General features: G+C 68.1%; 24 protein-coding genes. 15 read left to right on the top strand and 9 right to left on the bottom strand.

All coding sequences use genetic code 11. The annotated features are described in order from the left end of the window. Window positions 1–63: 63 nt before the first annotated feature. The gene (locus tag AC5RUK_RS11275) at window positions 64–1,389 is read right to left on the bottom strand and encodes a uracil-xanthine permease family protein (protein WP_494152217.1); all 1,326 of its coding nucleotides are present in this window, start codon (window positions 1,387–1,389) and stop codon (window positions 64–66) included. 123 nt (window positions 1,390–1,512) lie between these two features. After that, entirely contained in the window at window positions 1,513–3,159 is a 1,647-nt protein-coding gene (pgm, locus tag AC5RUK_RS11270) for a phosphoglucomutase (alpha-D-glucose-1,6-bisphosphate-dependent) (RefSeq protein WP_494152216.1), read from the bottom strand. A 144-nt stretch (window positions 3,160–3,303) separates the two neighbouring features. Here pgm and AC5RUK_RS11265 point away from each other — a divergent pair, with 144 nt between their 5' ends. Continuing rightward, the gene (locus AC5RUK_RS11265) at window positions 3,304–3,747 is read left to right on the top strand and encodes a DUF4190 domain-containing protein (RefSeq protein WP_494152215.1); all 444 of its coding nucleotides are present in this window, start codon (window positions 3,304–3,306) and stop codon (window positions 3,745–3,747) included. 87 nt (window positions 3,748–3,834) lie between these two features. On the opposite strand, the gene AC5RUK_RS11260 is transcribed toward AC5RUK_RS11265, so the two are convergent. The 3 genes from AC5RUK_RS11260 to AC5RUK_RS11250 all read right to left on the bottom strand — a co-directional run bounded on the left by AC5RUK_RS11260 (window position 3,835) and on the right by AC5RUK_RS11250 (window position 7,661). Next, entirely contained in the window at window positions 3,835–5,328 is a 1,494-nt protein-coding gene (locus tag AC5RUK_RS11260) for a peptide MFS transporter (protein WP_493988449.1), read from the bottom strand. Window positions 5,329–5,431: 103 nt separating this feature from the next. Beyond that, complete coding sequence (locus tag AC5RUK_RS11255) at window positions 5,432–6,811, bottom strand: amidase (RefSeq protein WP_494152214.1); 1,380 nt, start codon at window positions 6,809–6,811, stop codon at window positions 5,432–5,434. Window positions 6,812–6,917: 106 nt separating this feature from the next. Beyond that, window positions 6,918–7,661: a Type 1 glutamine amidotransferase-like domain-containing protein gene (locus AC5RUK_RS11250; protein ID WP_494152213.1), complete on the bottom strand. Its 744-nt coding sequence runs from the start codon at window positions 7,659–7,661 to the stop codon at window positions 6,918–6,920. Between the two features lie 129 nt (window positions 7,662–7,790). On the opposite strand from AC5RUK_RS11250, the gene AC5RUK_RS11245 reads away from it, so the two are divergent. From AC5RUK_RS11245 to AC5RUK_RS11235, 3 genes are all read left to right on the top strand, one after another. Further along, window positions 7,791–8,117 carry a rhodanese-like domain-containing protein gene (locus AC5RUK_RS11245; protein WP_494152212.1) on the top strand — a complete coding sequence of 109 codons (327 nt, stop codon included), beginning with the start codon at window positions 7,791–7,793 and terminating at the stop codon, window positions 8,115–8,117. After that, window positions 8,117–9,043, top strand: coding sequence for a prephenate dehydratase (gene pheA, locus AC5RUK_RS11240; protein ID WP_494152211.1), 927 nt, complete (start codon window positions 8,117–8,119; stop codon window positions 9,041–9,043). Before AC5RUK_RS11245 ends, pheA begins: the two co-directional genes overlap by 1 nt. An 80-nt stretch (window positions 9,044–9,123) precedes the next feature. Next, window positions 9,124–9,453, top strand: coding sequence for a hypothetical protein (locus AC5RUK_RS11235; protein ID WP_493988454.1), 330 nt, complete (start codon window positions 9,124–9,126; stop codon window positions 9,451–9,453). 47 nt (window positions 9,454–9,500) lie between these two features. On the opposite strand, the gene AC5RUK_RS11230 is transcribed toward AC5RUK_RS11235, so the two are convergent. Next, complete coding sequence (locus AC5RUK_RS11230) at window positions 9,501–10,595, bottom strand: diacylglycerol/lipid kinase family protein (RefSeq protein ID WP_494106967.1); 1,095 nt, start codon at window positions 10,593–10,595, stop codon at window positions 9,501–9,503. 98 nt (window positions 10,596–10,693) lie between these two features. On the opposite strand from AC5RUK_RS11230, the gene serS reads away from it, so the two are divergent. Continuing rightward, entirely contained in the window at window positions 10,694–11,983 is a 1,290-nt protein-coding gene (gene serS, locus AC5RUK_RS11225; protein ID WP_494106966.1) for a serine--tRNA ligase, read from the top strand. 250 nt (window positions 11,984–12,233) lie between these two features. After that, a complete protein-coding gene (locus AC5RUK_RS11220; protein WP_494107303.1) occupies window positions 12,234–13,016 on the top strand; it encodes an HAD family hydrolase in 783 nt (260 codons plus the stop codon). Between the two features lie 76 nt (window positions 13,017–13,092). Here AC5RUK_RS11220 and AC5RUK_RS11215 read toward each other — a convergent pair whose 3' ends face one another. The 3 genes from AC5RUK_RS11215 to AC5RUK_RS11205 form a co-directional block, all read right to left on the bottom strand. After that, window positions 13,093–13,518, bottom strand: coding sequence for a DUF1761 domain-containing protein (locus AC5RUK_RS11215; RefSeq protein WP_493988457.1), 426 nt, complete (start codon window positions 13,516–13,518; stop codon window positions 13,093–13,095). 99 nt (window positions 13,519–13,617) lie between these two features. Continuing rightward, on the bottom strand, window positions 13,618–14,244 hold the full coding sequence (locus AC5RUK_RS11210) for a hypothetical protein (protein ID WP_494152210.1): 627 nt from the start codon (window positions 14,242–14,244) through the stop codon (window positions 13,618–13,620). Window positions 14,245–14,441: 197 nt separating this feature from the next. Further along, on the bottom strand, window positions 14,442–14,927 hold the full coding sequence (locus AC5RUK_RS11205; RefSeq protein WP_493988459.1) for an inorganic diphosphatase: 486 nt from the start codon (window positions 14,925–14,927) through the stop codon (window positions 14,442–14,444). Between the two features lie 167 nt (window positions 14,928–15,094). Here AC5RUK_RS11205 and dacB point away from each other — a divergent pair, with 167 nt between their 5' ends. The 9 genes from dacB to folK all read left to right on the top strand — a co-directional run bounded on the left by dacB (window position 15,095) and on the right by folK (window position 24,129). Then, a complete protein-coding gene (gene dacB, locus AC5RUK_RS11200) occupies window positions 15,095–16,510 on the top strand; it encodes a D-alanyl-D-alanine carboxypeptidase/D-alanyl-D-alanine endopeptidase (protein ID WP_494106964.1) in 1,416 nt (471 codons plus the stop codon). A gap of 135 nt (window positions 16,511–16,645) precedes the next feature. Next, window positions 16,646–17,809, top strand: a complete 1,164-nt coding sequence (locus AC5RUK_RS11195) for a zinc-dependent metalloprotease (RefSeq protein WP_494106963.1) — start codon at window positions 16,646–16,648, stop codon at window positions 17,807–17,809. Then, on the top strand, window positions 17,806–18,918 hold the full coding sequence (gene tilS / locus AC5RUK_RS11190) for a tRNA lysidine(34) synthetase TilS (protein ID WP_493988462.1): 1,113 nt from the start codon (window positions 17,806–17,808) through the stop codon (window positions 18,916–18,918). Before AC5RUK_RS11195 ends, tilS begins: the two co-directional genes overlap by 4 nt. A gap of 15 nt (window positions 18,919–18,933) precedes the next feature. After that, window positions 18,934–19,485 carry a hypoxanthine phosphoribosyltransferase gene (gene hpt / locus AC5RUK_RS11185; RefSeq protein WP_353916673.1) on the top strand — a complete coding sequence of 184 codons (552 nt, stop codon included), beginning with the start codon at window positions 18,934–18,936 and terminating at the stop codon, window positions 19,483–19,485. A 156-nt stretch (window positions 19,486–19,641) separates the two neighbouring features. Continuing rightward, window positions 19,642–21,681 carry an ATP-dependent zinc metalloprotease FtsH gene (gene ftsH, locus AC5RUK_RS11180; RefSeq protein ID WP_493988463.1) on the top strand — a complete coding sequence of 680 codons (2,040 nt, stop codon included), beginning with the start codon at window positions 19,642–19,644 and terminating at the stop codon, window positions 21,679–21,681. Between the two features lie 58 nt (window positions 21,682–21,739). Next, window positions 21,740–22,300 carry a GTP cyclohydrolase I FolE gene (gene folE, locus AC5RUK_RS11175; RefSeq protein ID WP_493988898.1) on the top strand — a complete coding sequence of 187 codons (561 nt, stop codon included), beginning with the start codon at window positions 21,740–21,742 and terminating at the stop codon, window positions 22,298–22,300. 25 nt (window positions 22,301–22,325) lie between these two features. After that, on the top strand, window positions 22,326–23,231 hold the full coding sequence (folP, locus tag AC5RUK_RS11170; RefSeq protein ID WP_493988464.1) for a dihydropteroate synthase: 906 nt from the start codon (window positions 22,326–22,328) through the stop codon (window positions 23,229–23,231). 8 nt (window positions 23,232–23,239) lie between these two features. Then, window positions 23,240–23,623, top strand: coding sequence for a dihydroneopterin aldolase (gene folB / locus AC5RUK_RS11165; protein WP_494106962.1), 384 nt, complete (start codon window positions 23,240–23,242; stop codon window positions 23,621–23,623). Next, window positions 23,620–24,129 carry a 2-amino-4-hydroxy-6-hydroxymethyldihydropteridine diphosphokinase gene (gene folK / locus AC5RUK_RS11160; protein ID WP_493988466.1) on the top strand — a complete coding sequence of 170 codons (510 nt, stop codon included), beginning with the start codon at window positions 23,620–23,622 and terminating at the stop codon, window positions 24,127–24,129. Before folB ends, folK begins: the two co-directional genes overlap by 4 nt. Window positions 24,130–24,149: the final 20 nt, after the last annotated feature.

The raw sequence follows: 24,149 nt of genomic DNA, 5'->3' as shown, positions 1-24,149 counted from the left end.
CGGTCTAGGGCGCGGCGGTCCTAGGCCCCGGGCGCGCACACAGGTGGCTGCCGTGCGGGTTGATCAGCCGAGCTTGGACGGCCTGACGCCCTGGTCTTCCACGGAATCCACGGGCTCGGTGTGGCGCCAGCGGGCCACCGCACTCATGCCGTGGAAAATGAGCAGTGCCGCTGCCGACCCCAGCGCGATGCCTTCGAACTGCAGCTCGCCTACCGTCCATGTGAAGTTGGCGATGCCGATCACCAGGGCAACCCCGGCCACGGAGAGGTTGATGGGGTTGGCGAAGTTCACGCGGTTCTGGACCCAGATCCGCACCCCGAGGATGCCGATCATGCCGTAGAGGACGACGCCGGCACCGCCCAGGACGCCCACCGGAACGGTGGCGATGGCGGCTCCAAACTTCGGGAACAAGCTCAACAGGACGGCGACAATGCCAGCCACCCAGTATGCGGCGGTGGAGTAGACCTTGGAGGCGGCCATCACGCCGATGTTCTCGGCGTAGGTGGTGGTGCCGGAGCCGCCGCCGCTGCCGGCCAGCACGGTGGCCAGGCCGTCTGCCATCAGTGCGCGGCCGGTCACGGGGTCAAGATCCTGCCCGGTCATCGCGGACACGGACTTCACGTGGCCGATGTTCTCTGCGACCAGGACCAACACCACGGGGAGGAACAGCCCGATCAAGGAGAGGTGGAATTCGGGCGCGTGGAATTCGGGCAGACCGATCCAGGCCGCGTCATTGATCGCGGAAAAATCCACCTCGCCCCGGAGGATGGCCACCACGTAGCCGACCAGCACGCCAATCAGGATGGACAACCGGCCCAGCAGCCCGCGGAACAACACCGTGACGAGCAGGATCGCGGCGACGGTGACCAGCGCCGTCACGGGCCCTTTCTCGAAGTTCTGCTTGGCGGCCGGTGCCAGGTTGAGCCCGATCAGCGCCACGATGGCTCCGGTGACCACCGGCGGCATCACCACGTTGATCCAGCGCGTGCCGGCTTTGTGCACCACAACGCCGATCAGGAAGAGCAGGGCACCGGCCATGATGAGGCCGCCGAGCGCTCCGCCCATTCCGTGCTGGTTCATGGCGGCCCCGATCGGTGCGATGAACGCGAAGCTGGAGCCCAGGTAACTGGGCACCCTGCCCGCCGTGATGATCAGGAACAGGATGGTGCCCACGCCGGAGAACAGCAGCGTAGTGGACGGCGGGAATCCGGTCAGCAGCGGGACCAGGAAAGTGGCGCCGAACATGGCGACCACGTGCTGGGCCCCGATGCCCATGGTGCGCGGCCAGGTGAGCCGCTCCTGAGGTCCTACAACCGTGCCCGGTGAAATGTTCTTGCCGTCGCCATGCACGGTCCAACGGAACGGGGAAGACTTTGCAGGCGTGCTCATGGTGGGCCTCTTCGTGGGGGAGTCAGCGGAAAAATGTCCGGGGGACATCCTACCGCCGGAACACCGGTGCCGGGTCGTGCCGACCGTTCGCACGCGCGGCCGGGGGCCGCCCCTGGCACGATGTCAGGCGATGACGGCGTCCACGATCGCCTTGGCCTCCGCCTGCACCTGCACCAGATGGTCTTGGCCGCGGAAGGATTCGGCGTAGATCTTGTAGACGTCTTCCGTGCCCGATGGCCGGGCCGCGAACCACGCGTTGTCGGTGGTGACCTTGAGCCCGCCGATCGGTGCGCCGTTGCCCGGCGCTTCGGTCAGCTTGGCGGTAATCGCCTCGCCGGCCAGTTGCGTGGCGGTCACGTCGGCGGCGGAGAGTTTCGCCAGCGCTGCTTTCTGCTCCCGGGTCGCCGCTGCGTCGATCCGGGCGTACGACGGCGCCCCGAACTTCTCGGTCAGCCCTGCATAGAGTTCGGAAGGCGAGTTTCCGGTCACGGCCATGATTTCGGAGGCCAGCAGCGCCAGCAGGATGCCGTCCTTGTCCGTGGACCACGGCTTGCCGTCGAACCGCACGAAGGAGGCACCGGCCGACTCCTCGCCGCCGAAAACGCCTTCGCCGGAGAGCAGTCCGGGCACGAACCACTTGAAGCCCACGGGAACTTCCACCAGCTGCCGGCCCAGGCCGGCCGCCACCCGGTCGATCATCGAGGAGGACACCAGCGTCTTGCCCACGGACGCACCGGCCGGCCAGTCCGGCCGGTGCCTGTAGAGGTAGTCGATGGCCACGGCAAGGTAGTGGTTGGGGTTCATCAGCCCGGCATCAGGGGTGACAATTCCATGGCGGTCTGCATCGGCGTCGTTGCCGGTGGCAATGTCGAAGTCGGCGCCGCCGCCGCGCACGGCGTTGATCAGCGAGGCCATCGCCGACGGCGACGAGCAATCCATCCGGATTTTCTCGTCCCAGTCCAGGGTCATGAACCCCCATTGCGGGTCCACCGCCGGGTTGACCACGGTCAGGTCCAGGCGGTGCCGCTCGGCGATGGCGGCCCAGTAGTCCACCGAGGCCCCGCCCATCGGGTCGGCGCCAATCCGAACGCCGGCGGAACGGATGGCGTCCAGGTCCAGTACCCGCGGCAGGTCGTCCACATACGTGCCCAGGAAGTCGTACGTCCCGATGGCCCCTGAGAACCGGGCTTGCCCCAGTGTCATCCGCTTGACCCCGCGCAGGCCGGCCTCCAACAGTTCGTTGGCGCGGGCGGCAATCCAACCGGTGGCATCCGAATCCGCGGGGCCGCCGTGCGGCGGGTTGTACTTGAAGCCGCCGTCGCCGGGCGGGTTGTGCGAGGGGGTGATCACGATCCCGTCGGCCTGGGCATCCGGATGGGCTGCGTTGTGGGTCAGGATCGCGTGGCTGATCGCCGGCGTCGGGGTCCACCCGGTGCGGGAATCGACCAGCGCCGAGACGCCGTTTCCGGCCAGTACCTCGAGGGCGGTGTCCTGGGCCGGGTCCGAGAGGGAATGCGTGTCCTTGCCGACGAACAGCGGTCCGGCGATGCCCTGCCCCGCGCGATACTCCACGATCGCCTGCGTGATGGCGGCAATGTGGTCCTCGTTGAAGGACGCCTTCAGGCTGGAGCCGCGGTGCCCGGAGGTACCGAAAACCACGCGCTGGGACGGGTCGGCCGGATCGGGCTTGACGTCGAAGTACGCGTCGCGCAAGGCGGTCAGGTCAACAAGGTCGCTGGGAAGGGCCACTGTGCCCGCACGGTTTGCCATGCCTCCAGCATGCCAAAAAACCACGGATCCGTGGCGGTTGCGTGACGGATCCGGCCCGATGGGCCCCGATCTTCCCGCGCGCCTAGACTGGAAGCAGCACCGCAGCTGCGCAGCAGCGAATCAATCGCAGGGGGAATCAACATTATGTCCGGCACGGAGAACAGGCCGCCCTTCAACGACCCGAAGCACCCGGGTTGGTACACGGATCCCAACGCAGGCCAGGCCTTGCCCCAGCCGCCGTCGCTGCCCGAAGCGGCGAACCCGTACTCGTACCAGCCCGGCCCCGGCGCGCAGCCGTACACCGGCCAGCAGGCGTACGGCGGACCGGACTACAACCAGCCGATGTACTACACGCCGCAGGCCGAGCCGAAGGGCCTGAGCATCGCGGCGCTGGTGCTGGGCATCGTCTCCGTGGTGACGTTCGGCTTCATGCTGGTCCCGCAGGTCCTGGCCATCGTGTTCGGCCACATCGCGCTGGGCAAGGAGCGTGCCGGCCGTACCCTCGCGCTGGCCGGCCTGATCATGGGCTACGCGGTCACCGGCATCTGGTGCCTGCTGATCTTCATCGGCGTTCTCAGCGGACTGTAGATCCGTCCGCAACCACCCATAACGACGACGATGCCCGGGCCGGATTAAATCCCCGCCCGGGCATCGCCGTCGTTGTTGAGGCCGGACCTAGCGGATGCCGCCCATCATCTTCTTCAGCGACGGCACGGCCGCGGCCAGGCCGACGCCGAGGATGATCGCCGTCACACCGATGAAGCCGAAGTACGGGGCTTCATTGGCCGGGTCGTAGTAGCCGGCCAGGATGCCCGCCAGGGTGGTGCCCAGCGAGATGGAGAGCAGGAACAGCGCCACCATCTGGGTCTGGAAGGCCTTCGGCGCCAGCTTGGTGGAGACCGAGGAACCGGTCGGGGAGAGGAACAGTTCCGCCATGGTGAACAGGAACAGGATGCCGACCATGGCCAGCAGCGGGGTGGAGTTGGCGCCCCCGCCGGTGAGCGGGATGAACGCCAGGAACGCCAAGCCCATCACGACCAGGCCCAGGGCGAACTTCAGCGGCGAGCTGGGCTGCTTGGGGCCGAGCTTGGTCCACAGGGCAGCGAAGATGCCGGCGAAGATGATGATGAATACCGGGTTGATGGACTGCACCCAGCTGGCCGGCATTTCCCAGCCGCCCAGCGTGCGGTCCAGCTGCTTGTCCGCGTACAGGGCCACCACGGTGAACTGCTGCTGGAACAGCGCCCAGAACGCGGCGGAGGCGATGAACAGCGGGATGAAGGCGTAGACGCGCTTGCGCTCCACGGCGTCGACCTGCTTGCTGGAGAGGATCACCACGAAGTACACCACGGCGGCGATGATCGCCAGCCAGGCCATGATCGGGGCCAGGTTTGAGGCGGTCACCAAGCCGAAGGCCACCAGCAGCACCATGACGACGACGGCGGCCACGGCCGCGGCGGCGACCTTGCCGTAGTTGCCCCGCGGCAGCGGGTTGGCCACATGGTGCGCGGCCTCGGGCAGGTTCTTGCGGGTCAGGGCGTACTGGGTGAGGCCGATGGCCATTCCCAGCGCGGCCAGGCCGAAGCCGTAGTGGAAACCGAGCTCCACCTGGGCCAGGCCGGTGAGCAGCGGGCCGAAGAGGCCGCCGATGTTCACGCCCATGTAGAAGATGGAGAAGCCGGCGTCGCGGCGGTCGTCCTTCAGGCTGTAGAGCGAGCCGACCAGCGAGCTGGCGGTGGCCTTGAGGCCGCCGGAGCCGATGGCCACCAGGATCAGGCCGATGGCCAGCCCCACGCCGCCCGGGATCAGGGCCAGCGCGATGTGGCCCAGCATGACCATGATGCCGGTGTAGAAGAGGACCTTCTCGGACCCCAGGATGCGGTCGGCCACCCATGCGCCAAGGATCGAGGAGAGGTACACGCCGCCGCCGTAGGCGCCCACCAGGCCGGTGGCAATTCCTTCGTCGATCCCGAGGCCGCCCTCGGCGACCGAGTAGTACATGTAGTAGAGCAGGATGCCCTGCATGCCGTAGAAGGAGAAACGCTCCCAGAGTTCTACGGAGAAAAGATTCGCCAGCATCCGTGGATGCCCGAAGAAGGTTTTGCCGGTTTGAGTGGACTGTTTTGTTGTTTCCGGCTGCGGGTTCCCGGACTGCACGGTATTGCTCACGGTGTTCTATTGTGACAGTCCGCTACATGTATTGTCATATTCTGCGCCCGGGACGGCGCCGCGTGTTAATGCATATCCGCAGGTCAGGCCGGGGTTCAAGGATTCATCGGGCGCTCTCCAGTTGCGCAGCGGCGGCCAGCAGCACCGCCTCCGAGCCGGGCTTGCCGATCAGCTGGACGCCCATGGACAGGCCCTCCTCGGTGGTGCTGACGGGAACCGCGACGGCGGGCAGCCCGCACACGTTGACCAGCGAGGTGTACGGCGAATATTGGCACTGGCGCATGTAGTCGACGTCCGCGCTGTTGGAGGTGTACCAGCCCACCGGCCGGGGGGTCTGGGCCAGCGCCGGCGTCAGAACCAGGTCGTACCGGCCGAACTGTGCCCGGGTGTCGTCCTGGAAACGCGCCAGCGCGGCCAAGGCTTCCGGCAACGCGTCGGTGCGCTTCAGGGCCCGGCGCCGGAAGGAACGCGTGAGCGGCATGAGCTGCGGTTCGCGGCCGGCCGGCAGCTCCAGCCGGTTCAGTCCGGAGGTCCACACCGTGGCAAACGCCTCCGGGTAGCGGTTGTCATAGCGGATCTCCGCTTCCTCGAGCGCGTGGCCCAGCCCCAGCAGCAGCTCCACCGCCGTGTCCAACGCCTCGCGTGCCTCCGGCTCCAGCGACAGCGGATAGGCGGACTCGAACGGAGAGTCGATGCTGACGCCGATCCGGAAACGTCCTTCGGCGCGTAGCGCGGCAGCCAGGAAGCCGGGTTCCCCCGGGAAGGCCGCGCGGGCCTGCGGTTCGTCCGCCATGGCGTCCATCAGCAGTCCGGCATCCGCCGCCGTGCGGGCCAGGGGCCCGGCGACCACCAGCCGGCCGGCGTCGTCTCCGGTGGTGCCGGCCGGGAGCCGGCCGCGGCCGGGTTTCAGCCCCACCAGCCCGGTCGCGGCCGCCGGGATCCGGACCGAGCCGCCGCCGTCGGAGCCGGGGGCGAAGGGCAGCATGCCGGCGGCCACGGCAGCGGCGCTTCCGCCGGAGGAGCCGCCCGGACTCAGCGCGGGATCCAGCGGGTTGCGGGCCGGCGGCGCCACACGGTTCTCGCTGTAGGAGGTCAGGCCGAATTCGGGGACCTGGGTCTTGCCCAGGCTGATGCTCCCGGCGGATTCGAGTACGTCCACCAAGGGGTGGTTGGCCAATGCCGGCCGGTGCTCCAGAGCCGCGCTGCCGTGCGTGGTCGGAACACCGGCCACATCCGTGAGGTCCTTGTAAGCCACCGGCAGGCCGTGCAGCCGGCCCAGGGTCCCGCCGCGCGCCTGATGGTCGTCCGCGGTGCGTGCCTGTTTGAGCGCCTGGTCGGCCGTGACGGTGATGAAGGCGCCGAGCCTTGGATTCAGGGCGTCGATGCGTTGGAGGTAATGCTCCGTCAGTTCGCGGGCGGACAGTTCGCCGCGGGCCACGGCGTCGCGCTGGGCGACGGCCGACAAGTCATGCAAAGCAGTCATCGCCCGTAAGCGTAGCCCTGCCCGGCGGTGCGGGCTAATCCCCGCAAGCCACCGGCGCGCCGGCGCGGCGCCCCGGCCCGTGTCCGCGGTGCCTGCCGCCCGCCGTTCAGCCGAGGAACCTGGCCTCGATCGGTTCCTCCACCGCGACGGCTTCGGGCCCGTCGCCGGCCTGGGCTGTCACCCGGTAGGCCAGTTTCCCGTTGGTCTCGCTGACCGCCTCAGCCAGTTCTGTGCCGCGGTAGACCAGCCCGACGCCGTCGTCGGTGCAATGCGTTTCGCCCAGGATCCCATCCGCCACGAGCCGGTGCACCAGCGGCCGGCGCTGCGGTTCCGAGTCGTAATGGACGCCGTTGTCGTAGGGCAGCAGTGCCAGCCCGTTCGTGACCGGCCGCAGCTCGGGGCCGAAGGAGTCGGTGGTGCCGCCGCGGAACCAGCAGATGGAGCCGGCGGAGACCCCGGCCAGAACCACGCCGGCCTGCCAGACCCGTCTGAAAATATCCTCCAGCCCGTGGACCCGCCACACGGCCAGCAGGTTTGCCACCGAACCGCCGCCCACCCACACCACGTCCTGGCCCAGCAGGTGCTCCTCGATGTCCGGGACATTGGGCATGGTGAACAAGTTCAGATGGCTCAGGCCGTAGCCGGCACCCCTGGCCGCCTCGTCCAGCTCGGCTTGGAACCAGCGCTGGTCGCCCCCGGCGGTGCCCAGGTGGACCAGCTTCGGTGCCCGCCCGGCGGGACCCGTCAGTTCGACGGCGTAGTGCACCAGGTGGTGGAACGCGATCCGGCTGCGAACGCCGGCCTTGATTCCGCCGGACGTAGCGAGGATGGTCGGCTGGTCTGCGGCCATGGGTGCCCCTGTCTCATAAGGTGCGGCGGACGATCCCACTATAGGCTTGGAAAGGGGGCAAATCGCGGGTACGCCCGGAGCAGGAATTAACCAGCGGCGGCAGGCCTGCCGCGGATAACGGAGGTTGCCATGAGCGATGTCGAGAACGTGGATGTCAACAGCGTCGGCGGCGACGCCGCCATTTTGGACGTGCGCGAAGACTACGAATGGGAAGCCGGACATATAGCAGGCGCCGTGCACATCCCGCTTAACGAGCTGCCCCTGCGCCTGGAGGAGCTGGACCCCGACGTGGACCTGCACGTGGTGTGCCGCAGCGGCGGGCGGTCCTTCCGGACCGCCGAATGGCTGATCGGCAACGGATACTCCGCAGTGAACGTCGACGGCGGGATGGGTGCCTGGCTGGACGCCGGCAAGCCGATCGTCTCGGAGAACGGGCAGGAGCCCCGGGTCCAGTAATGGCAGGCATCTATACCTTCCTGGGGCCGGAGGGAACGTTCACCGAAGCTGCCCTCCTCCAGGTTCCAGGGGCGGCTGACGCGCGCCGGATTCCGGCCGCGAGTGTCGAGGCCGCCGTGGACGCCGTTCGTGCGGGCGAAGCCGGCGCGGCCATGGTTCCGATCGAGAACTCGGTCGAGGGCGGCGTCAGCGCCACGCTGGATGCCATCGCGGGAGGCGAGCCGCTGCGGATCATCGGGGAGGAACTGGTGCCCATCCGGTTTGTGCTGGCCGTCCGGGCCGGCATCGAGCGGGGAGACGTCGCGGTGGTGTCCACCCATCCGCATGCCTGGGCGCAATGCCGCGCCTGGTCCGCAGCGAACATTCCCCAGGCGGAATACGTTCCCGCCTCCTCGACGGCCGCGGCAGCGATGGGACTGCTGGAGCCTGCGGCCGGCTACGATGCGGCGATCTGCTCGCCGCTCGTGGCCCGGCAGCGCGGCCTGCAGGTGCTTGCCGAGGACATCGGCGACATTCCGGACGCCGTCACCCGGTTCGTTCTGGTGAGCCGGCCCGGTGCCCTGCCCGCGCCGACCGGCGCCGACAAGACCACGCTGGTGGTCCCGCTGCCGCAGGATCATCCGGGGGCACTGGGGGCCATCCTGGAACAGTTCTCCAGCCGGGGCGTGAACCTGAGCCGGATTGAGTCCCGCCCCACCGGCCAGTTTTTGGGAGATTATTTCTTCAGCCTCGATGCCGAAGGCCACCTGGCCGAGGAGCGGGTCGCCGACGCCGTCCGCGGGCTGCACCGGCTCAGCCCGGGCATCCGGTTTTTGGGCTCCTACCCGCGCGCCGACCGACGCGGACTGACGGTTCCGCGCCGCAACCAGGACGAGGCGTTCCGGCAGGCCGACCTATGGGTGCAGGACCTGCTGTTGGCCGGTTGACGGTTCCGCCGGGCTGTCGGCCCGCGGTTATGGTCAGTATGCTGAGGAAAATCGCACCTGCGACCAAAGATCGGAGCACCATGACGCAGCAGAACGACAGGGACCAGTACCAGGACGGGGAGCCGACGCCGGTGGAGGCGCTCAACCAGACCCCGAGCGAAAACCGCGCGGGCGACCTCGGGGACCAGGGCAATGACCTGCGCTTCGCCGAGGAGCAGCAGCTGATCGACCAGCAGGCGGCCGGCGAGTTCCCGATCCCCCGGGACGAAGACCTGCAGCAGCCGGATGCAGATGTTCCGGCGCTCGAAGCAGACGAACAGCCCATCGACGTTCCGGGCGAGGAACTGCACAACACGGACCGGGCCGATGCCAGCGACGACCCGCTCAACACCGGGGGCGACGACACGTAAACGCCGACGATGCCTGAACGCCGCAGCGCCCCGGGCGGACGCCGGCCCTAGGCCGCCGCCCGGCCGCTGCCGGCGGAGGGGACCGACTCGGTGCGCACCGCCAGCGACCGCGGCCGAACTTGAACGGTCAGCGACGTGACCGGCCCGGACGGATCGCCGTCGAGCTGGCTTCCCATCGGCTGGTGCGCGGTGATGCGGACCTTCCGCCCGCGGTGGTACTCGATCACCGGAATCGGGGCGCTGTGCCGCACCAGCGTCTTGGCGGCGATCCACAACCAGCCGATCGCGCTGCGCGGAGTGAGTACCACGATGTCCAGTTCGCCGTCGTCGATTTCCGCGGTGGGGATGAAATCGATGCCCGCCGGCAACTTCCCGCAGTTGGCCAGCAGGATGCTGCGGACCCGACGGGGTTGGGCCGGCCCGTCGTCGATGCTGACCATGACGCGCTTCCGCTGGCCGGCAAGGTGGCGGACGCCGGCTTCCGAATAGGCCATCCAGCCGAACCGGCGTTTCAGGTCGTCACGGGTGTCGGCCAGGACGTCGGCATCCACGCCGATGCCGGCGATCACCAGGAAACTTTCCTGCGACCGTTCGCCGGTCGCCTCGTTCTCCAAGGTGATGTCAGCGGTGTCGATCTTGCGGATGACCCCGTGCAGGGCCACGTGGATGTTGGCCCGCAGGGCGCTCGGCTCGAGACCCAGGTTGCGGGCCAGCAGGTTTCCGGTGCCCAGCGGCAGCACGCCCATCGGCACCTGGGTGCCGGACAACTCCGAAGCAACCACCCGGATCGTGCCGTCTCCGCCGCCGGCGATCACCACGTCGGCACGCTCTGCGATGGCCCGCTTGGCTTGTCCGTGCCCCGGGTCCCCGGGCGTGGTTTCCAACACCAGGGGCGGGCTCCAACCGGCCGCTGCGCAGGCTGCTTCCACCTCCCGGCGGGCCTCGGCGGCCCCGTTCTTGACCGGGTTCAGGATGAATACCACGCGCTGGTCTGGCAGGCCCGGGGACGGCACAGGAGCGGCCGGCACCGCTTTCCGGCGGCGCCCGAACATGCGGCGGAGGCCCGGCCATCCCACCACCAAGGCGGCCACCGCCGAAACGATGATGAGGGCGGGCGTCCATTCGGCAGTCATGTTGGTCATAGACTATCCAGCCCCGCCGCTTTGGCACATTGGAGGCCCCGATCGGCGGCGGGGGCCGCGGATCGAGGCCGGAAAGCCTTTTTCGGTACCCTTAGCAGGTGATCGATGTAAACGAACTCCGCGCCAATCCTGAGATTTTCCGTGCCTCCCAGCGTGCCCGGGGCACCGACGAGTCGGTGGTCGATGCCGTGATCGCCGCCGACACCGCCCGCCGGGAAGCAATCAACCACTACGAGGGACTGCGCGCCGAACAGAATCTCTTCGGCAAGAAGGTGGCCCAGGCCAAGGGCGAGGAGAAGGCAGCGCTCCTGGCGCAGGTCAAGGAGCTGGCAGCATCGGTCAAGGAAGCCCAGGCCGCATCCGATGCCGCCCGGAACCAGCAGGAAGCGCTGCTCCGCAGCATACCCAACCGGATCGAAGACGGTGTTCCGGCCGGCGGCGAGGACGACTTCACCGTGGTCAAGACAGTCGGCGAGCCCCGGGACTTCGCCCGGGACGGGTTCGAGCCGAAGGACCACCTGGCCATCGGAGAGCTGATCGGCGCCATCGACATGGAACGCGGGGCAAAGGTCTCGGGCTCCCGCTTCTACTTCCTCAGGGGCGTGGGTGCCCGGCTGGAGATTGCCCTGATGAACATGGCGCTGGACCAGGCCATATCCAACGGCTTCATCCCCATGATCACCCCCACCCTGGTCCGCCCCGAAACCATGCAGGGGACCGGCTTCGATGTGGAGCACGACGACGAGATCTACCGTTTGGAGCGGGACAACCTGTACCTGACGGGCACCTCGGAGGTGGCACTCGCGGGGTACCACGCCGACGAAATCCTGGACCTGTCCAGCGGACCGACGCGGTACGCCGGCTGGAGCTCCTGCTACCGGCGCGAGGCCGGTGCCGCCGGCAAGGACACCCGGGGCATCATCCGCGTGCACCAGTTCAACAAGCTGGAAATGTTCATCTACTGCCAGATTGAGGAGGCTGCCGACGAGCACGCCCGCCTGCTCGCCTGGGAAGAAGAAATGCTGGCCAAGGTGGAACTGCCCTACCGGGTGATCGACACCGCCGCGGGAGACCTGGGCATGAGCGCGGCCCGCAAGTTTGACTGCGAGGCCTGGGTGCCCACCCAGCAGGCCTACCGGGAGTTGACGTCCACTTCCAACTGCACGACCTTCCAGGCCCGCCGGTTGAACATCCGCGAACGCCAGGCGTCCGCGGACGGCGAAAAGAAGGGCACCAGGGCAGTGGCCACCCTGAACGGAACCCTGGCCACCACGCGCTGGATCGTTGCCATCCTCGAGCACCACCAGAACGCCGACGGCTCCGTGAACGTGCCTGCCGCACTGCGGCCCTACCTGGGCGGCATGGAGGTCCTGCCGGTGCTCTCCTAGCGCGCCGTTCCGCGCCGCGGCCGGCAGGTGGGTGCCGTTGCGGCCGGATGGCGTTCACCGGCACTTCATTCGCCCGTAGAAAATTTCCTACCCGTGCGTATGCCGCCCATGTTTGACTAGGGACATGACAACTACAGCTGATAAGGCTAACGCTGGCACCGACGACCAGCGGATTGCTACAGAAGATATGACAAACGAGAAGAAGAACGCGGCCCGGCGCCACAACTTCGTGGAAAACGGGTCCCGCAAGCTGGTGGCGCTGGACGTGGACGGCACCTTGGTCAACCACGACGGCCACATGAGCGATGCCGTGCGCGAAGCGGCGCGCGCCGTCGTCGACGCCGGCCACGAGGTGGTCGTCTCCACCGGGCGGTCCCTGAATGCAACGCTGCCGATCATCGAGCTGATCGGCGTCACCAAGGGGTATGCCGTCTGCTCCAACGGCGGTGTCACCCTCCGGATCGACACCTCGCTGGAGGACGGCTACGAGGTGATCGACCGGGTGACGTTCAACCCCGGACCGGCCTTGCGGGTGATGCGGTCCAAGCTGCCGACTGCCAAGTTTGCGCTCGAGGACGAAGAGGGCAATTTCCTGGCCACGGAGCGCTTCCAGGACGCCAGCTTTGGGATCGAGGCCATGGGCGTCGACTTCGAGACGCTGCTGGACTCCACGGCCGTGCGCGTGGTGGTTTCCAGCGCCGAAAACACTCCCGAGGAGTTCAAGGAGGCCATCGACACCGCAGGGCTCAAGGGAGTGACCTACTCGGTGGGCTGGACCGCGTGGCTGGACATCGCGGCCAACGGCGTGACCAAGGCCAGCGCGCTGGAATCCCTGCGCCGGAAGCTGGACGTCGAGCCGACGCATACTGTCGCCATGGGCGACGGCCGCAACGACATCGAAATGCTGGACTGGGCCGCCCGCGGCGTCGCCATGGGACAGGCACCCGAGGAGGTCGTGGCCGCCGCCCGCGAGGTCACGGGAACCGTGGAGGAAGACGGGGCGGCAGCCGTGCTGCGCAGCCTGCTGGACTGAGGAGATGGAGATGCCCGGGTGGAACCACCCGGGCACACCGGTTCCCGCCGGCCGCCTGGCGGTCCGGTGCCGCTCCTCAGGCTCCGCTGATGCCGAAGAGGCCGATGACCAGTGCCATGACCAGGAAGGTCACGAGTTCGTGCACGATGTTCAGTACGGTCAGCCCAACCGGCCGGCCTTCGAAGGCATCGTGCGTTGCGAAGCGGGCGGCGGTGAAGCCGGCCCAGAGGATGATGGCGGTCAGCACCGTGTTCCACAGGAAGTTGCCGCCGTAGAAATCCTGCGCAATGGCCGCCGAACCCGCCAGCACCCACGCGCTGATCAGGCTGACGACCACCGTGATGATGATCGGGCGTACGGCGTCTTTGCCCTCCCCGGGGCTGACGTTGGCGACCCTCATCCAGTAGTTGCCGAAGACCTTCGGCATGTACCAGACAGATCCGACGATCAGGGTCGAAAGGGTGGCCACGATGACCGCCCAGATGTTGATCTCCGGAACCATATGAATACTCCTTTGTCGTTGTACCACTGACGGAGGCGGGCGCCGTCTCCCTCGGAGTCTAGACGCCGCGGCCGTTGTTACCGTAACGAACGGGGCGAGTCAGCCGGGCGGCGCGACGGCGGGCAGGGCGGCGGGTCCGTGGACAAGGTCCAGCAGCCGGGCGGCTGCCGGGCGGCAGGCCCACTCCTCCACCCAGTGCGAGCGGACCACCGCCTTGCTCACGGCCTGGCTGGTGATGCCCAGTTCTTCGGCGATGTACTTCTGCTGGCCGCGCGCTCCCGGCGTCATCAGGTCCAGCACCTTCCACTCCGCGTCGGTGCGGGTGGCGACAATCCGGCCGATGAGCCGCAGCACGGCTTCTGCTTCCGCCGCGGCCTCCGCATCGGGGCCGGACACGGCCAGCGGAACGCGCTCGCCGGTTTTCTGTGCACGGTTCACCGCGCGGCGTGCGTAGACCAGGCCGAGCCCATCGGCGTCCTTGACGTCCCGCGGAAGCGGCGGCCGCAGTTCCCCCACGCCGATTCCCACATGCCAGCGCCGGCTGCGCAGCGCGATCAGGGCCGCGTCGATGGCCGTGGACGGCTGCTCGACGGCGCCGATCGCTTCGTCGCCGACGGACCGCTGGAAGGGGATCGCCGCGGGCAGGTGGCGCAGCGACCTGATCAATTCGGGCACCAGGTCGCCCACCTCGCGGGAATCCCGCTGGTTGATGGTGAGCACGTACATGGCACCAGTATTGCGCCCGTCCGGGCAGGAACAACCGATTCCGGTTGGCTGGTGTGTCCTGCCGCCAGCAGCTCCGGCGCATGCAACAGCGGCCCGGACCTGGGAGGGTCCGGGCCGCAGCCGTTGATCCCGCCGGTTTCCGGCGAGGTTCAGTTCAGGCCCGGCGTGCCCGCCCTGCGGTACGCCGCGCCGGAACCTTAGCCCTGGTCTGCGAAGCGCCGGATGGAGGCTTCCAGTTCCGCCTCGGCGGCGGCGCGGTCGGCCCAGCCCTCGGCCTTGACCCACTTGCCCGGCTCCAGGTCCTTGTAGCGGGTGAAGAAGTGCTCGATTTCCTTGACCAGGAACTCCGGCACGTCGGAAAGCTCCTGGATGTGGTCGAAGCGCTTGTCGGCCGGAACGCACAGCACCTTGGCGTCGCCGCCGCCGTCGTCGGTCATGTTGAAGACGGCAATCGGGCGGGATTCGACCACGACACCCGGCAGCAGGTCATAGTCCTGCAGCATGACCATCGCGTCCAGCGGATCGCCGTCTTCGCCCAGCGTTTCCTCGAAAAAGCCGTAGTGGGTGGGGTACTGCATGGAAGTGAACAGCACCCGGTCCAGGCGGAGGCGGTGGGTTTCATGATCGATCTCGTACTTGACCCGCGAACCCTTGGGGATCTCGATGGTGACGTCATGCTGCATGGCTTCGCTCCTTGGAGGCGTTCAGAATTTTTTGCTGCGGCGCCGCCGATGCACAACCGTGGCCCGGCGCCAGACTACGCTTAACGATATAGGTCATGCCCTTCCGCGCTGGCATCGGGGTGGGAGCTGGGCGTTCGCAACACTTCAAGATCCGCGGGAGGGGCAGCATGGGGCGTGGCTTCCGCGTGCTCACCTCCGGGCTGCTGGCAGTGGTATTCGCCGTGCTGGCTGTCCCCGCCGCATTCAACCTCGCCCAGGCCATCGAATGGCCGGAGCCGGAGCCGGTCATCCGCACCCCGGCCGCGCAGCTGCCGCCCACCGAACTGGCGGACCCGCCGGCGGCCGAACCGGCCGGCGAGGCACCGGTGCCGGATCCGGCCGTGCTGGGTCCCGCCCTGGACAGGGCATTGGCGTTCGACGGCGCCGGCGGCTTCACCGGGATCGTCACCGATGCGGCCACCGGCGACGTGCTGTACGACCAGGCCGCCGCCGAGCCGCTGGTTCCGGCGTCCAACCTGAAGCTGCTCACCGCCGTCGCCGCACTCGATACCATCGGTGCCGACCGCCGGTTCACCACTTCGGTCAAGCGCGGCGGCGAACCGGGCGTGGTGTACCTGGTCGGCGGCGGCGATGCCTTGCTGGGCGCCGGGGAATCCAACCCAGGCGCGGTCTGGGGGGAAGCCGGGCTGGCAACGCTGGCAGCCGAAACCGCCGAACAACTCGCCGCCGACGGGTACACCGGTGAACTCTCGGTGGCGGTGGACGACTCCCTCTACTCCGGGGCCGCCATCAGCGCCGCCTGGGACCCGGGCGACGTGAAGAACGGCGAAATCTCCGCCGTGTACCCGCTCGCCCTGTACGCCGGGCGGGAACAGGCCGACGGCGGCGGCGACCTGGTGCCCGATGCCGCCGCGCTGGCGGGGGCAGCGTTCCGCGACGCGCTGGCCGAAGCCGTGGCCGGGCAGGAACTCACCGTGAGCGGCGCGGTGGCACGCGAAGCGGCGCCGGCGGACGGGGCCGTGCTGGCCGAGGCGAAATCCGCCCCGGTGGCCGACCAGGTGGCCTACATGGTGCGGCACTCGGACAACTATGTGGCCGAGGTGCTGGCGCGCAATACCGCCGTGGCGGCCGGGAAGCCCGGCTCCTTCGGCGGCGGAACCGAGGCCGTCCGCGAGGCGGTGCAGCGGCTGGGCATTCCGGTGGAGGGCATGGTGCTCGCCGATGCCAGCGGACTGTCGATGGAGAACCGGGTCAGTCCTGCGCAGTTGGCCGCGGCGGTCAGGCTGATGGCCTCCTCCGAGGATGCGGACCTGCGGGCCGGCATCGGTTCCCTGCCGGTCGCCGGCCTGACCGGCACCTTGTCCGGGCGCTACCTGGAAAACAACCCCGCGGGCGCCGGACTGGTCCGGGCCAAGACCGGCACGTTGAACACCGTGACGTCGCTCAGCGGCTATGTGGCCAGCGCCGACGGACGCCTGCTGGTTTTCGCTTTCGTGGCCAACGGCCTGAAAGGTTCGACCGACGCCGCCCGCGTGGCCGCCGACCGGGCGGCGACCGTGCTGGCCGGCTGCGGCTGTCGCTAAGCCGCAGCGGGCAAACCGGGCGCTGCTGAGCTGCTGCCGCGCAGCCCCGGCCGCAGGGCCGCAGCCGCGGGGATGCCTCCAATCGATGCCCGCCGGTAGTGACCGGCTCGCCGCTGATGTGATCTGATGGGACGCATGGACAGTAGCGCACCGACCCCCAGTGAATCCGGCGCCACCCCAGGGCCCGTCCCTCGGCTGGTCAACTGGGAACTGGCCGCGTCCACGGCAGCCACGCTGACGCCGGCCGGCCCCCGGATGAAGGCCGCTGAAATGCGCGCCGCGGTCGCGGAAATGCGCCGGCTGGCCGAAGAATCGGTGGACCACGTGCACCGCATCACCGGGTTGGAGGCGGCCCGCGACCTGCACGACTCCGACGTGCTGATCATCGACCGCGCCGCCTGGTCCAAGGCAAACGCCCGCAGTTTCGAAGTCATGCTGGCCCCGGCCATCACCGCGCTCGCCGAGAAGCGCCCGGATCAGCTCAAGAACGCCACCACGGCCGTGGGCAGCGTGCTCACCGGCACCCAGATGGGCGCCATCCTCTCCTTCCTCTCCAGCAAGGTGTTGGGCCAGTACGACCCGTTCTGCTCCCTGCTGCCCGGCGGCCCGGCAGCCGGGCGGCTGATGCTGGTGGCGCCCAACATCGTCACCGTGGAGCGGGAACTGAATGTGGTGCCCTCCGACTTCCGCCTGTGGGTGTGCCTGCACGAGCAGACCCACCGGGTTCAGTTCGCCGCGGCTCCCTGGCTGCGCGACCACATGATGGAGCAGATCGGCGGGCTCTCGTCCTCACTGGTGGAAAAAGCGGACACGCTGGGCGAGCGGCTGCAGCAGACCGTCAAGGCCGCCGTCGCCGCGGCCAAGGACAGCGGAAAGGACGACGGCGGAGGGCCGGGTTCATCGCTGAAGGGCTCCCTCCTCGACCTGGTCCAGGGGCCGGAAGAGAAGGCCGTTTTCTCCCACCTGACCGCCGTGATGAGCCTGCTGGAGGGCCACGCCAACGTGGTGATGGACGCGGTGGACTCCTCGCTTGTCCCGACGGTGAAGACCATCCGCCAGCGTTTCAACGCGCGCGGCAAGAGCCGCGGGGCGCTGGAGAACTGGGTCCGCAAACTCATGGGGCTCGATGCCAAGGCCCGCCAGTACTCCGACGGCGCCAAGTTCGTCCGCGCAGTGACCCGGCAGATCGGCATGGAGGGTTTCAACACCGTGTGGGAGCGTCCCGAAAACCTGCCCACCGAAGAGGAGATCCACCACCCCGATCTGTGGATCAGCCGGATGGACCTCAGCCGCCCATGAGCGGTGTCGCCGCGGACCGGCGCAAGCCCCGGTTGCACCCGCGTGTGGCGGACGCCCGGCACCAGTTGCGGCAGGCGCTGGAACAATTCGGGCCGCCGGCAGCGACGGCGGAGACCGCCGAACCGCAGCTGTTGTTGGTGGCCTGCAGCGGGGGACCGGACTCGCTGGCCCTGGCCGTCGCGGCGGAATTCTTCAACCGGCCGGCGCGCAACGGCGTCCGTCCTTACCGGGTGGGGGCCGTCGTCGTCGACCATGGCCTGCAACAGGGCAGCGCGGAAGTGGCCGACGGAGCCCGGCTGCAGCTCGAATCGCTGGGACTTGCCCCGGTCCAGGTCCGCCGGGTAGCCGTGGAATCGGCCGGCATCGGGCCGGAGGCAGCCGCCCGGACGGCACGCTACGCGGCGCTGGATGCCGCCGCGGCGGAACTCGGGGCAGCTGCAGTGCTGCTGGGGCACACACTGGACGACCAGGCCGAGCAGGTGCTGCTGGGCCTGGGCCGCGGTTCGGGCACCCGGTCGTTGGCCGGCATGCCGGTGAAGCGGGGCCGGTATCTGCGCCCGTTCCTGTCGCTGCGCCGGGAAGACACCGAGGAGGTCTGTGCGGTCGCCGGCCTGCAGCCCTGGCACGACCCCGCCAACAGCGATCCACACTACATGCGTTCGCGCATCCGGACCCGGGTGATGCCGTTCCTGGAGGACGAAATGGGCCCCGGCGTCGCCGAGGCGCTGTGGCGGTCGGCACAGATCCTGGCCGCCGACGCCGACTACCTGCAGGCGCAGGCAGCCGAGGAATACCGCCGGCTGCGCGTGGCGACGCCGGACGGGCTGGAGCTGCCGCGGGAAGGCATGGAACAACTCCCGGCCGCCATGAAGCACCGCGTGATCGCCCTGGCCGCCGCGGAACTGGGCGGTGAAAACCCCAGCTACGAACGGCTGCTGGCGGCCGAATCGCTGCTGCGGCGCCAAGGTTCGGCCGGCCCGGTGCAGTTGGCCGGATTCGTCAGTGTCTACCGCCGGACTGCTGCCAATGCGGTTCACCAAGATGGCACCGGCTATGGCAATCTTGTGTTGAGAACAACTGGCCGCAGCCCCGGCCAGACAGACCGCTAGACCCGGGAGCATGTGGTGGATTCCAACGACGTCCAGGCAGACCTCAAGCACGTCCTCTACACCAAGGAGCAGATCCAGCAGCGCGTCGCCGAGCTGGCTGCCCAAATCGACAAGGACTATGAAGGGCGCGACCTGTTGATCGTCGGCGTCCTCAAGGGCGCGGTGATGGTCATGGCCGACCTGGCCCGGGCACTGCACAGCCACGTCAAGATGGACTGGATGGCCGTCTCCTCCTACGGCTCCGGCACCCAGTCCTCCGGCGTCGTGCGGATCCTGAAGGACCTCGAGACGGATTTGATGGGCAAGCACGTGCTCATCGTGGAGGACATCATCGACTCGGGCCTCACCCTGTCCTGGCTGAAGACCAACTTGATTTCACGCGGTCCCGCCAGCGTGGAAATCTGCACCCTGCTGCGCAAGCCCGATGCCGCCAAGGTGGAAATCGACGTCAAGTACGTCGGCTACGAGATCCCGAACGAATTCGTGGTGGGCTACGGGCTGGACTACGCCGAGCGCTACCGCAACCTGGACTTCATCGGCACCCTGGCACCGCACATCTACGAATAACCGCCGCACCGCCCGCCGCGGGTTAGGCTACGCCGAGAGGGAACTTATGCCCTCCGTTGAGCGTGAAGGAAGACGGACGGTGTATAGCTGTAGTAGCCCACGGGCTGCCATCACGCGCGGACAAGCAGGAGGGACGGGCGCAAGCCCCCAAGTCGCATGAAATTGAAGAACCTTTTCAAGGGACCGATCATCTGGATTGTCCTGGTCCTGGTCATCCTCCTGATCGCCGTGCCCAATTTGGCCGGTCCGCAGTCTTCACGGGTCGACACCAGTGTGGGACTTGAACTGCTGCAGGACAACAAGGCGGAACAAGCCCGGATGAACGACGGCGCCCAAAGCGTCGACCTCACCTTGCGCGAAGATCTCGTCATCGACGACGCCAACAAGGGCAAGTCGATCACCTTCTTCTACAGCCGCGACCGTGGCCCGGACATCGTGGACGCGATCAACGCCTCCGACGTGGACACCTTCACCGACCAGCCGGTGGAGAACAACTGGTTCATGAGCTTCATCAGCCTGATCCTGCCCATCCTGATCATCGGCCTGATCTTCTGGTTCCTGCTCACGCGAATGCAGGGCGGCGGCTCCAAGGTCATGCAGTTCGGCAAGTCCAAGGCGAAGATGATCACCAAGGACATGCCCCAGGTGACCTTCGCCGACGTCGCGGGCGTGGACGAGGCCGTGGAGGAACTGCACGAGATCAAGGAATTCCTCTCCGAGCCGGCCAAATTCCAGGCCGTCGGGGCCAAAATTCCCAAGGGCGTGCTGCTCTACGGTCCGCCCGGCACCGGCAAGACCCTGCTGGCCCGCGCCGTGGCCGGCGAAGCCGGCGTGCCGTTCTTCTCGATCTCCGGCTCCGACTTCGTGGAAATGTTCGTCGGCGTCGGCGCCTCCCGCGTCCGGGACCTGTTCGAACAGGCCAAGACCAATGCGCCGGCCATCATCTTCGTGGACGAAATCGACGCGGTCGGCCGTCACCGCGGCGCCGGCGTGGGCGGCGGCAACGACGAGCGCGAACAGACGCTGAACCAGCTGCTGGTCGAGATGGACGGATTCGACGTCAAGACCAACGTCATTCTGATCGCCGCCACCAACCGCCCCGACGTGCTGGACCCGGCGTTGCTGCGCCCGGGCCGCTTCGACCGGCAGATTGCCGTCGAGGCCCCCGACCTGGAGGGCCGCCACCAGATCCTGCAGGTGCACGCCGCCGGCAAGCCCATGGCGCCGGGCGTGGACCTGCGTTCCCTGGCCAAGCGTGCGCCCGGATTCACCGGTGCCGACCTGGCCAACGTGCTCAACGAAGCCGCACTGCTGACCGCGCGGTCCAACGCCCAGCTGATCGACGACCGGGCGCTGGACGAAGCCATCGACCGCGTGATGGCCGGGCCGCAAAAGCGCTCCCGCGTGATGAAGGAGCACGAGCGCAAGATCACCGCCTACCACGAAGGCGGACACGCCTTGGTCGCGGCCGCGCTGCGCTACTCCGCGCCGGTCACCAAGGTCACCATCCTGCCCCGCGGCCGCGCGCTGGGCTACACCATGGTGGTGCCGGAGGACGACAAGTACTCGGTGACCCGCAACGAACTGCTGGACCAGCTCGCGTACGCCATGGGCGGCCGGGTGGCCGAGGAGATCGTCTTCCACGATCCGTCCACCGGCGCGTCCAATGACATCGAGAAGGCCACCGGAACCGCCCGGCAGATGGTCACCCAGTACGGCATGAGCGAACGCGTGGGTGCCGTGAAGCTGGGCCAGGGCGGCGGCGAGCCGTTCCTGGGCCGCGACATGTCGCATGAACGCAACTACTCCGACCACGTCGCCTTCGTGGTGGACGAGGAAGTGCGCCGGCTGATCGACGACGCCCATGACGAGGCCTACGCCATCCTGACCGAGAACCGTGACGTGCTGGACCGGCTGGCCCTGGCCCTGTTGGAACGCGAGACGCTGAACCAGCGTGAGATCGCCGAGATCTTCCATGACCTGCGCCGCCGCGAGCTGCGCGACGTGTGGTTGTCCAAGGAGACCCGTCCGGTCCACAACATCCCGCCGGTGGTGTCGCGGCGCGAGCGGGAAGCTGCCGCCAACGGCCAGCAGCAGGAAGGAAGCCATGCGGCCGTGATCGTGGACCCGAACCCGGCCGGCGGGGACCTGCCCGGGGATGACGGCCGAAGCGGCGTACCCGGCGCCAGCAGCTAGGATCACATACGTGACCGAATACGATGACGTTGTCGCCGAGCTGGATTTTGACCCGCTGATCGACCTGCCCAGGATCGAGAAGGCGGTGCGCGAGATCCTGATCGCCGTCGGGGAAGATCCTGACCGCGAAGGCCTGCGGGACACCCCGCAGCGGGTCGCCCGTTCGTACGCGGAGGTGTTTGCCGGACTGCATCAGGACCCGGCGGACATCCTCGGCACCACCTTCGACATCAACCATGAGGAAATGGTGCTGGTCAAGGACATCCCGTTCTATTCGACCTGCGAGCACCATCTGGTCCCGTTCCACGGCACCGCCCACATTGGCTACATCCCGTCCCATGACGGTAAGGTGACTGGGTTGAGCAAGCTCGCCCGCCTGGTGGAGATCTACGCCCGGCGCCCGCAGGTGCAGGAACGCCTCACCACGCAGATCGTCGAGGCCATGGTCAAGTACCTGGAGCCCAAGGGCGCGATCGTCGTCGTCGAATGCGAACACATGTGCATGTCGATGCGCGGTGTCCGCAAGCCGGGGGCGAAGACAGTGACCTCGGCCGTGCGCGGCCAGTTGCGCGAGCAGGCCACCCGAGCCGAGGCCATGAGCCTGATCCTCGGACGTTAGCGAAAAGAAGAGACGGTACACCTAGATGGATTCACTCGCCGCAGTCCCCGGAACCGGCCCCGCCACGTCGCCACTGCCCGTGCTGCGCAAGGCGCGTGAGCCGAAGAAGTTTGCGGACCTGCCCACCGACCGCGCCGTCGTCATGGCCATCCTGAACGTCACCCCGGATTCGTTCAGCGACGGCGGCGACCACGCCAACAAGGAAGCGGCGATTGCCTACGGGCTGAAGCTGCTGTACGGCGGCGCCGACATCATCGACGTCGGCGGTGAGTCCACCCGCCCCAACGCCGATTCGATCACCCCCGAAGAAGAGCAGAAGCGCATCCTGCCGGTCATCGAGGCACTGGTCAAGGCCGGCGCACTGATCAGCGTGGACACCATGCACGTGGACACGGCGGCCAAGGCGCTGGACGCCGGGGCGGCCATTGTCAACGACGTCTCCGGCATGACCCATGACCCGGACATGCCCTCCCTGGTGGCCGAGCGGAAGGTCCCCTACATCCTGATGCACCGGCGCGGGGATGCCCGGGACGTCGATCCCAAGGCGGACTACCAGGACGTGGTGTCAGAGGTCCTCGCGGAGCTGACCGAACTGCGCGACAAATTCGTCGCCGCCGGCGTAGCGCCGGAGCAGATCATCCTGGACCCGGGACTGGGCTTCTCAAAGAACGCCGAACACAACTGGGAGCTGCTGCGCGCCACGGACCGGATCGCGCAACTGGGGCACAAGGTGCTGGTCGGCGCATCCCGCAAGCGGTTCCTCGGTTCCCTGCTGACCACCGCCGGCAAGGCCGCCGCACCCAAGGAACGCGATGAGGCCACGCTGGCGGTCTCCGCGCTGGCCGCTGCCAACGGCGCGTGGGGCGTGCGCGTGCACGACGCCGGCGCCTCGCTGGACGCGGTCAAAGTCGCCGCCGCCTGGACCAAGTAGGGCGCGACGTGACGCCAGCACCTCCGGCACGGCCGGACCTCATCAAGGTTTCCGGCATCAAGGCCGTGGGCTACCACGGCGTGCTGGAGCACGAGCGCCGCGACGGCCAGCCGTTCATCGCCGACGTAGTCCTGCACACCGATATTCGGCCCGCTGCGGCCGACGACGACCTGGCGAAGACCGCAAACTACGCCGAGCTCGCCGACCAGGTGGAAGCCATCATCACCGGTGAGGCGCTGCAGCTGATCGAAACACTGGCCGAACGGATAGCGGACCACGTGCTGCGCACGTTCGCCGTGGCGGCGGTCGAGGTCACGCTGCACAAGCCACAGGCACCCATCCAGGTGGAATTTTCCGATGTCACGGTCAGCATCTACCGGGAGCAGCCATGAGTGTCCGCGCCGTACTGGCGCTGGGCAGCAACCTCGGCGCACGCAGTGACACCCTCTCGCACGCGGTGGCGGACCTGGTGGACACCCCCCACGTGCGGCTGCGCGAAGTTTCGGCAGTGGTGCAGACCAAGGCGGTGGGCGGTCCCGAGGACCAGCCGGATTACCTGAACATGGTGCTTGAGGTGGAGACCGACCTGGATCCGCACCAGCTGCTGGCCCACTGCCAGGCCGTGGAAAACAAGCACCACCGCACCCGCGAAGTGCGGTGGGGGCCGCGGACGCTGGACGTGGACATCATCACCTACGGCGACCTGACGCTCAACGACGAGGACCTGATCATCCCGCACCCGCGGGCGCATGAACGCGCCTTCGTGCTGGCCCCCTGGGCCTGGATGGACTCGAGCGCCACGCTCAACGGCGTCCCGGTCGGCGAACTGGCGAAGGCGGCCGGTGACCTGGACGGCGTGGAACCCTACGAATCCGAGCCGTTCGAAGCCGGTCAATAGTGTCCGGCGGGGTGGGGGCT

It is taken from the genome of Arthrobacter sp. Y3223065 (assembly GCF_059090885.1).
This window is presented reverse-complemented; position numbering and strand designations above follow the sequence as displayed.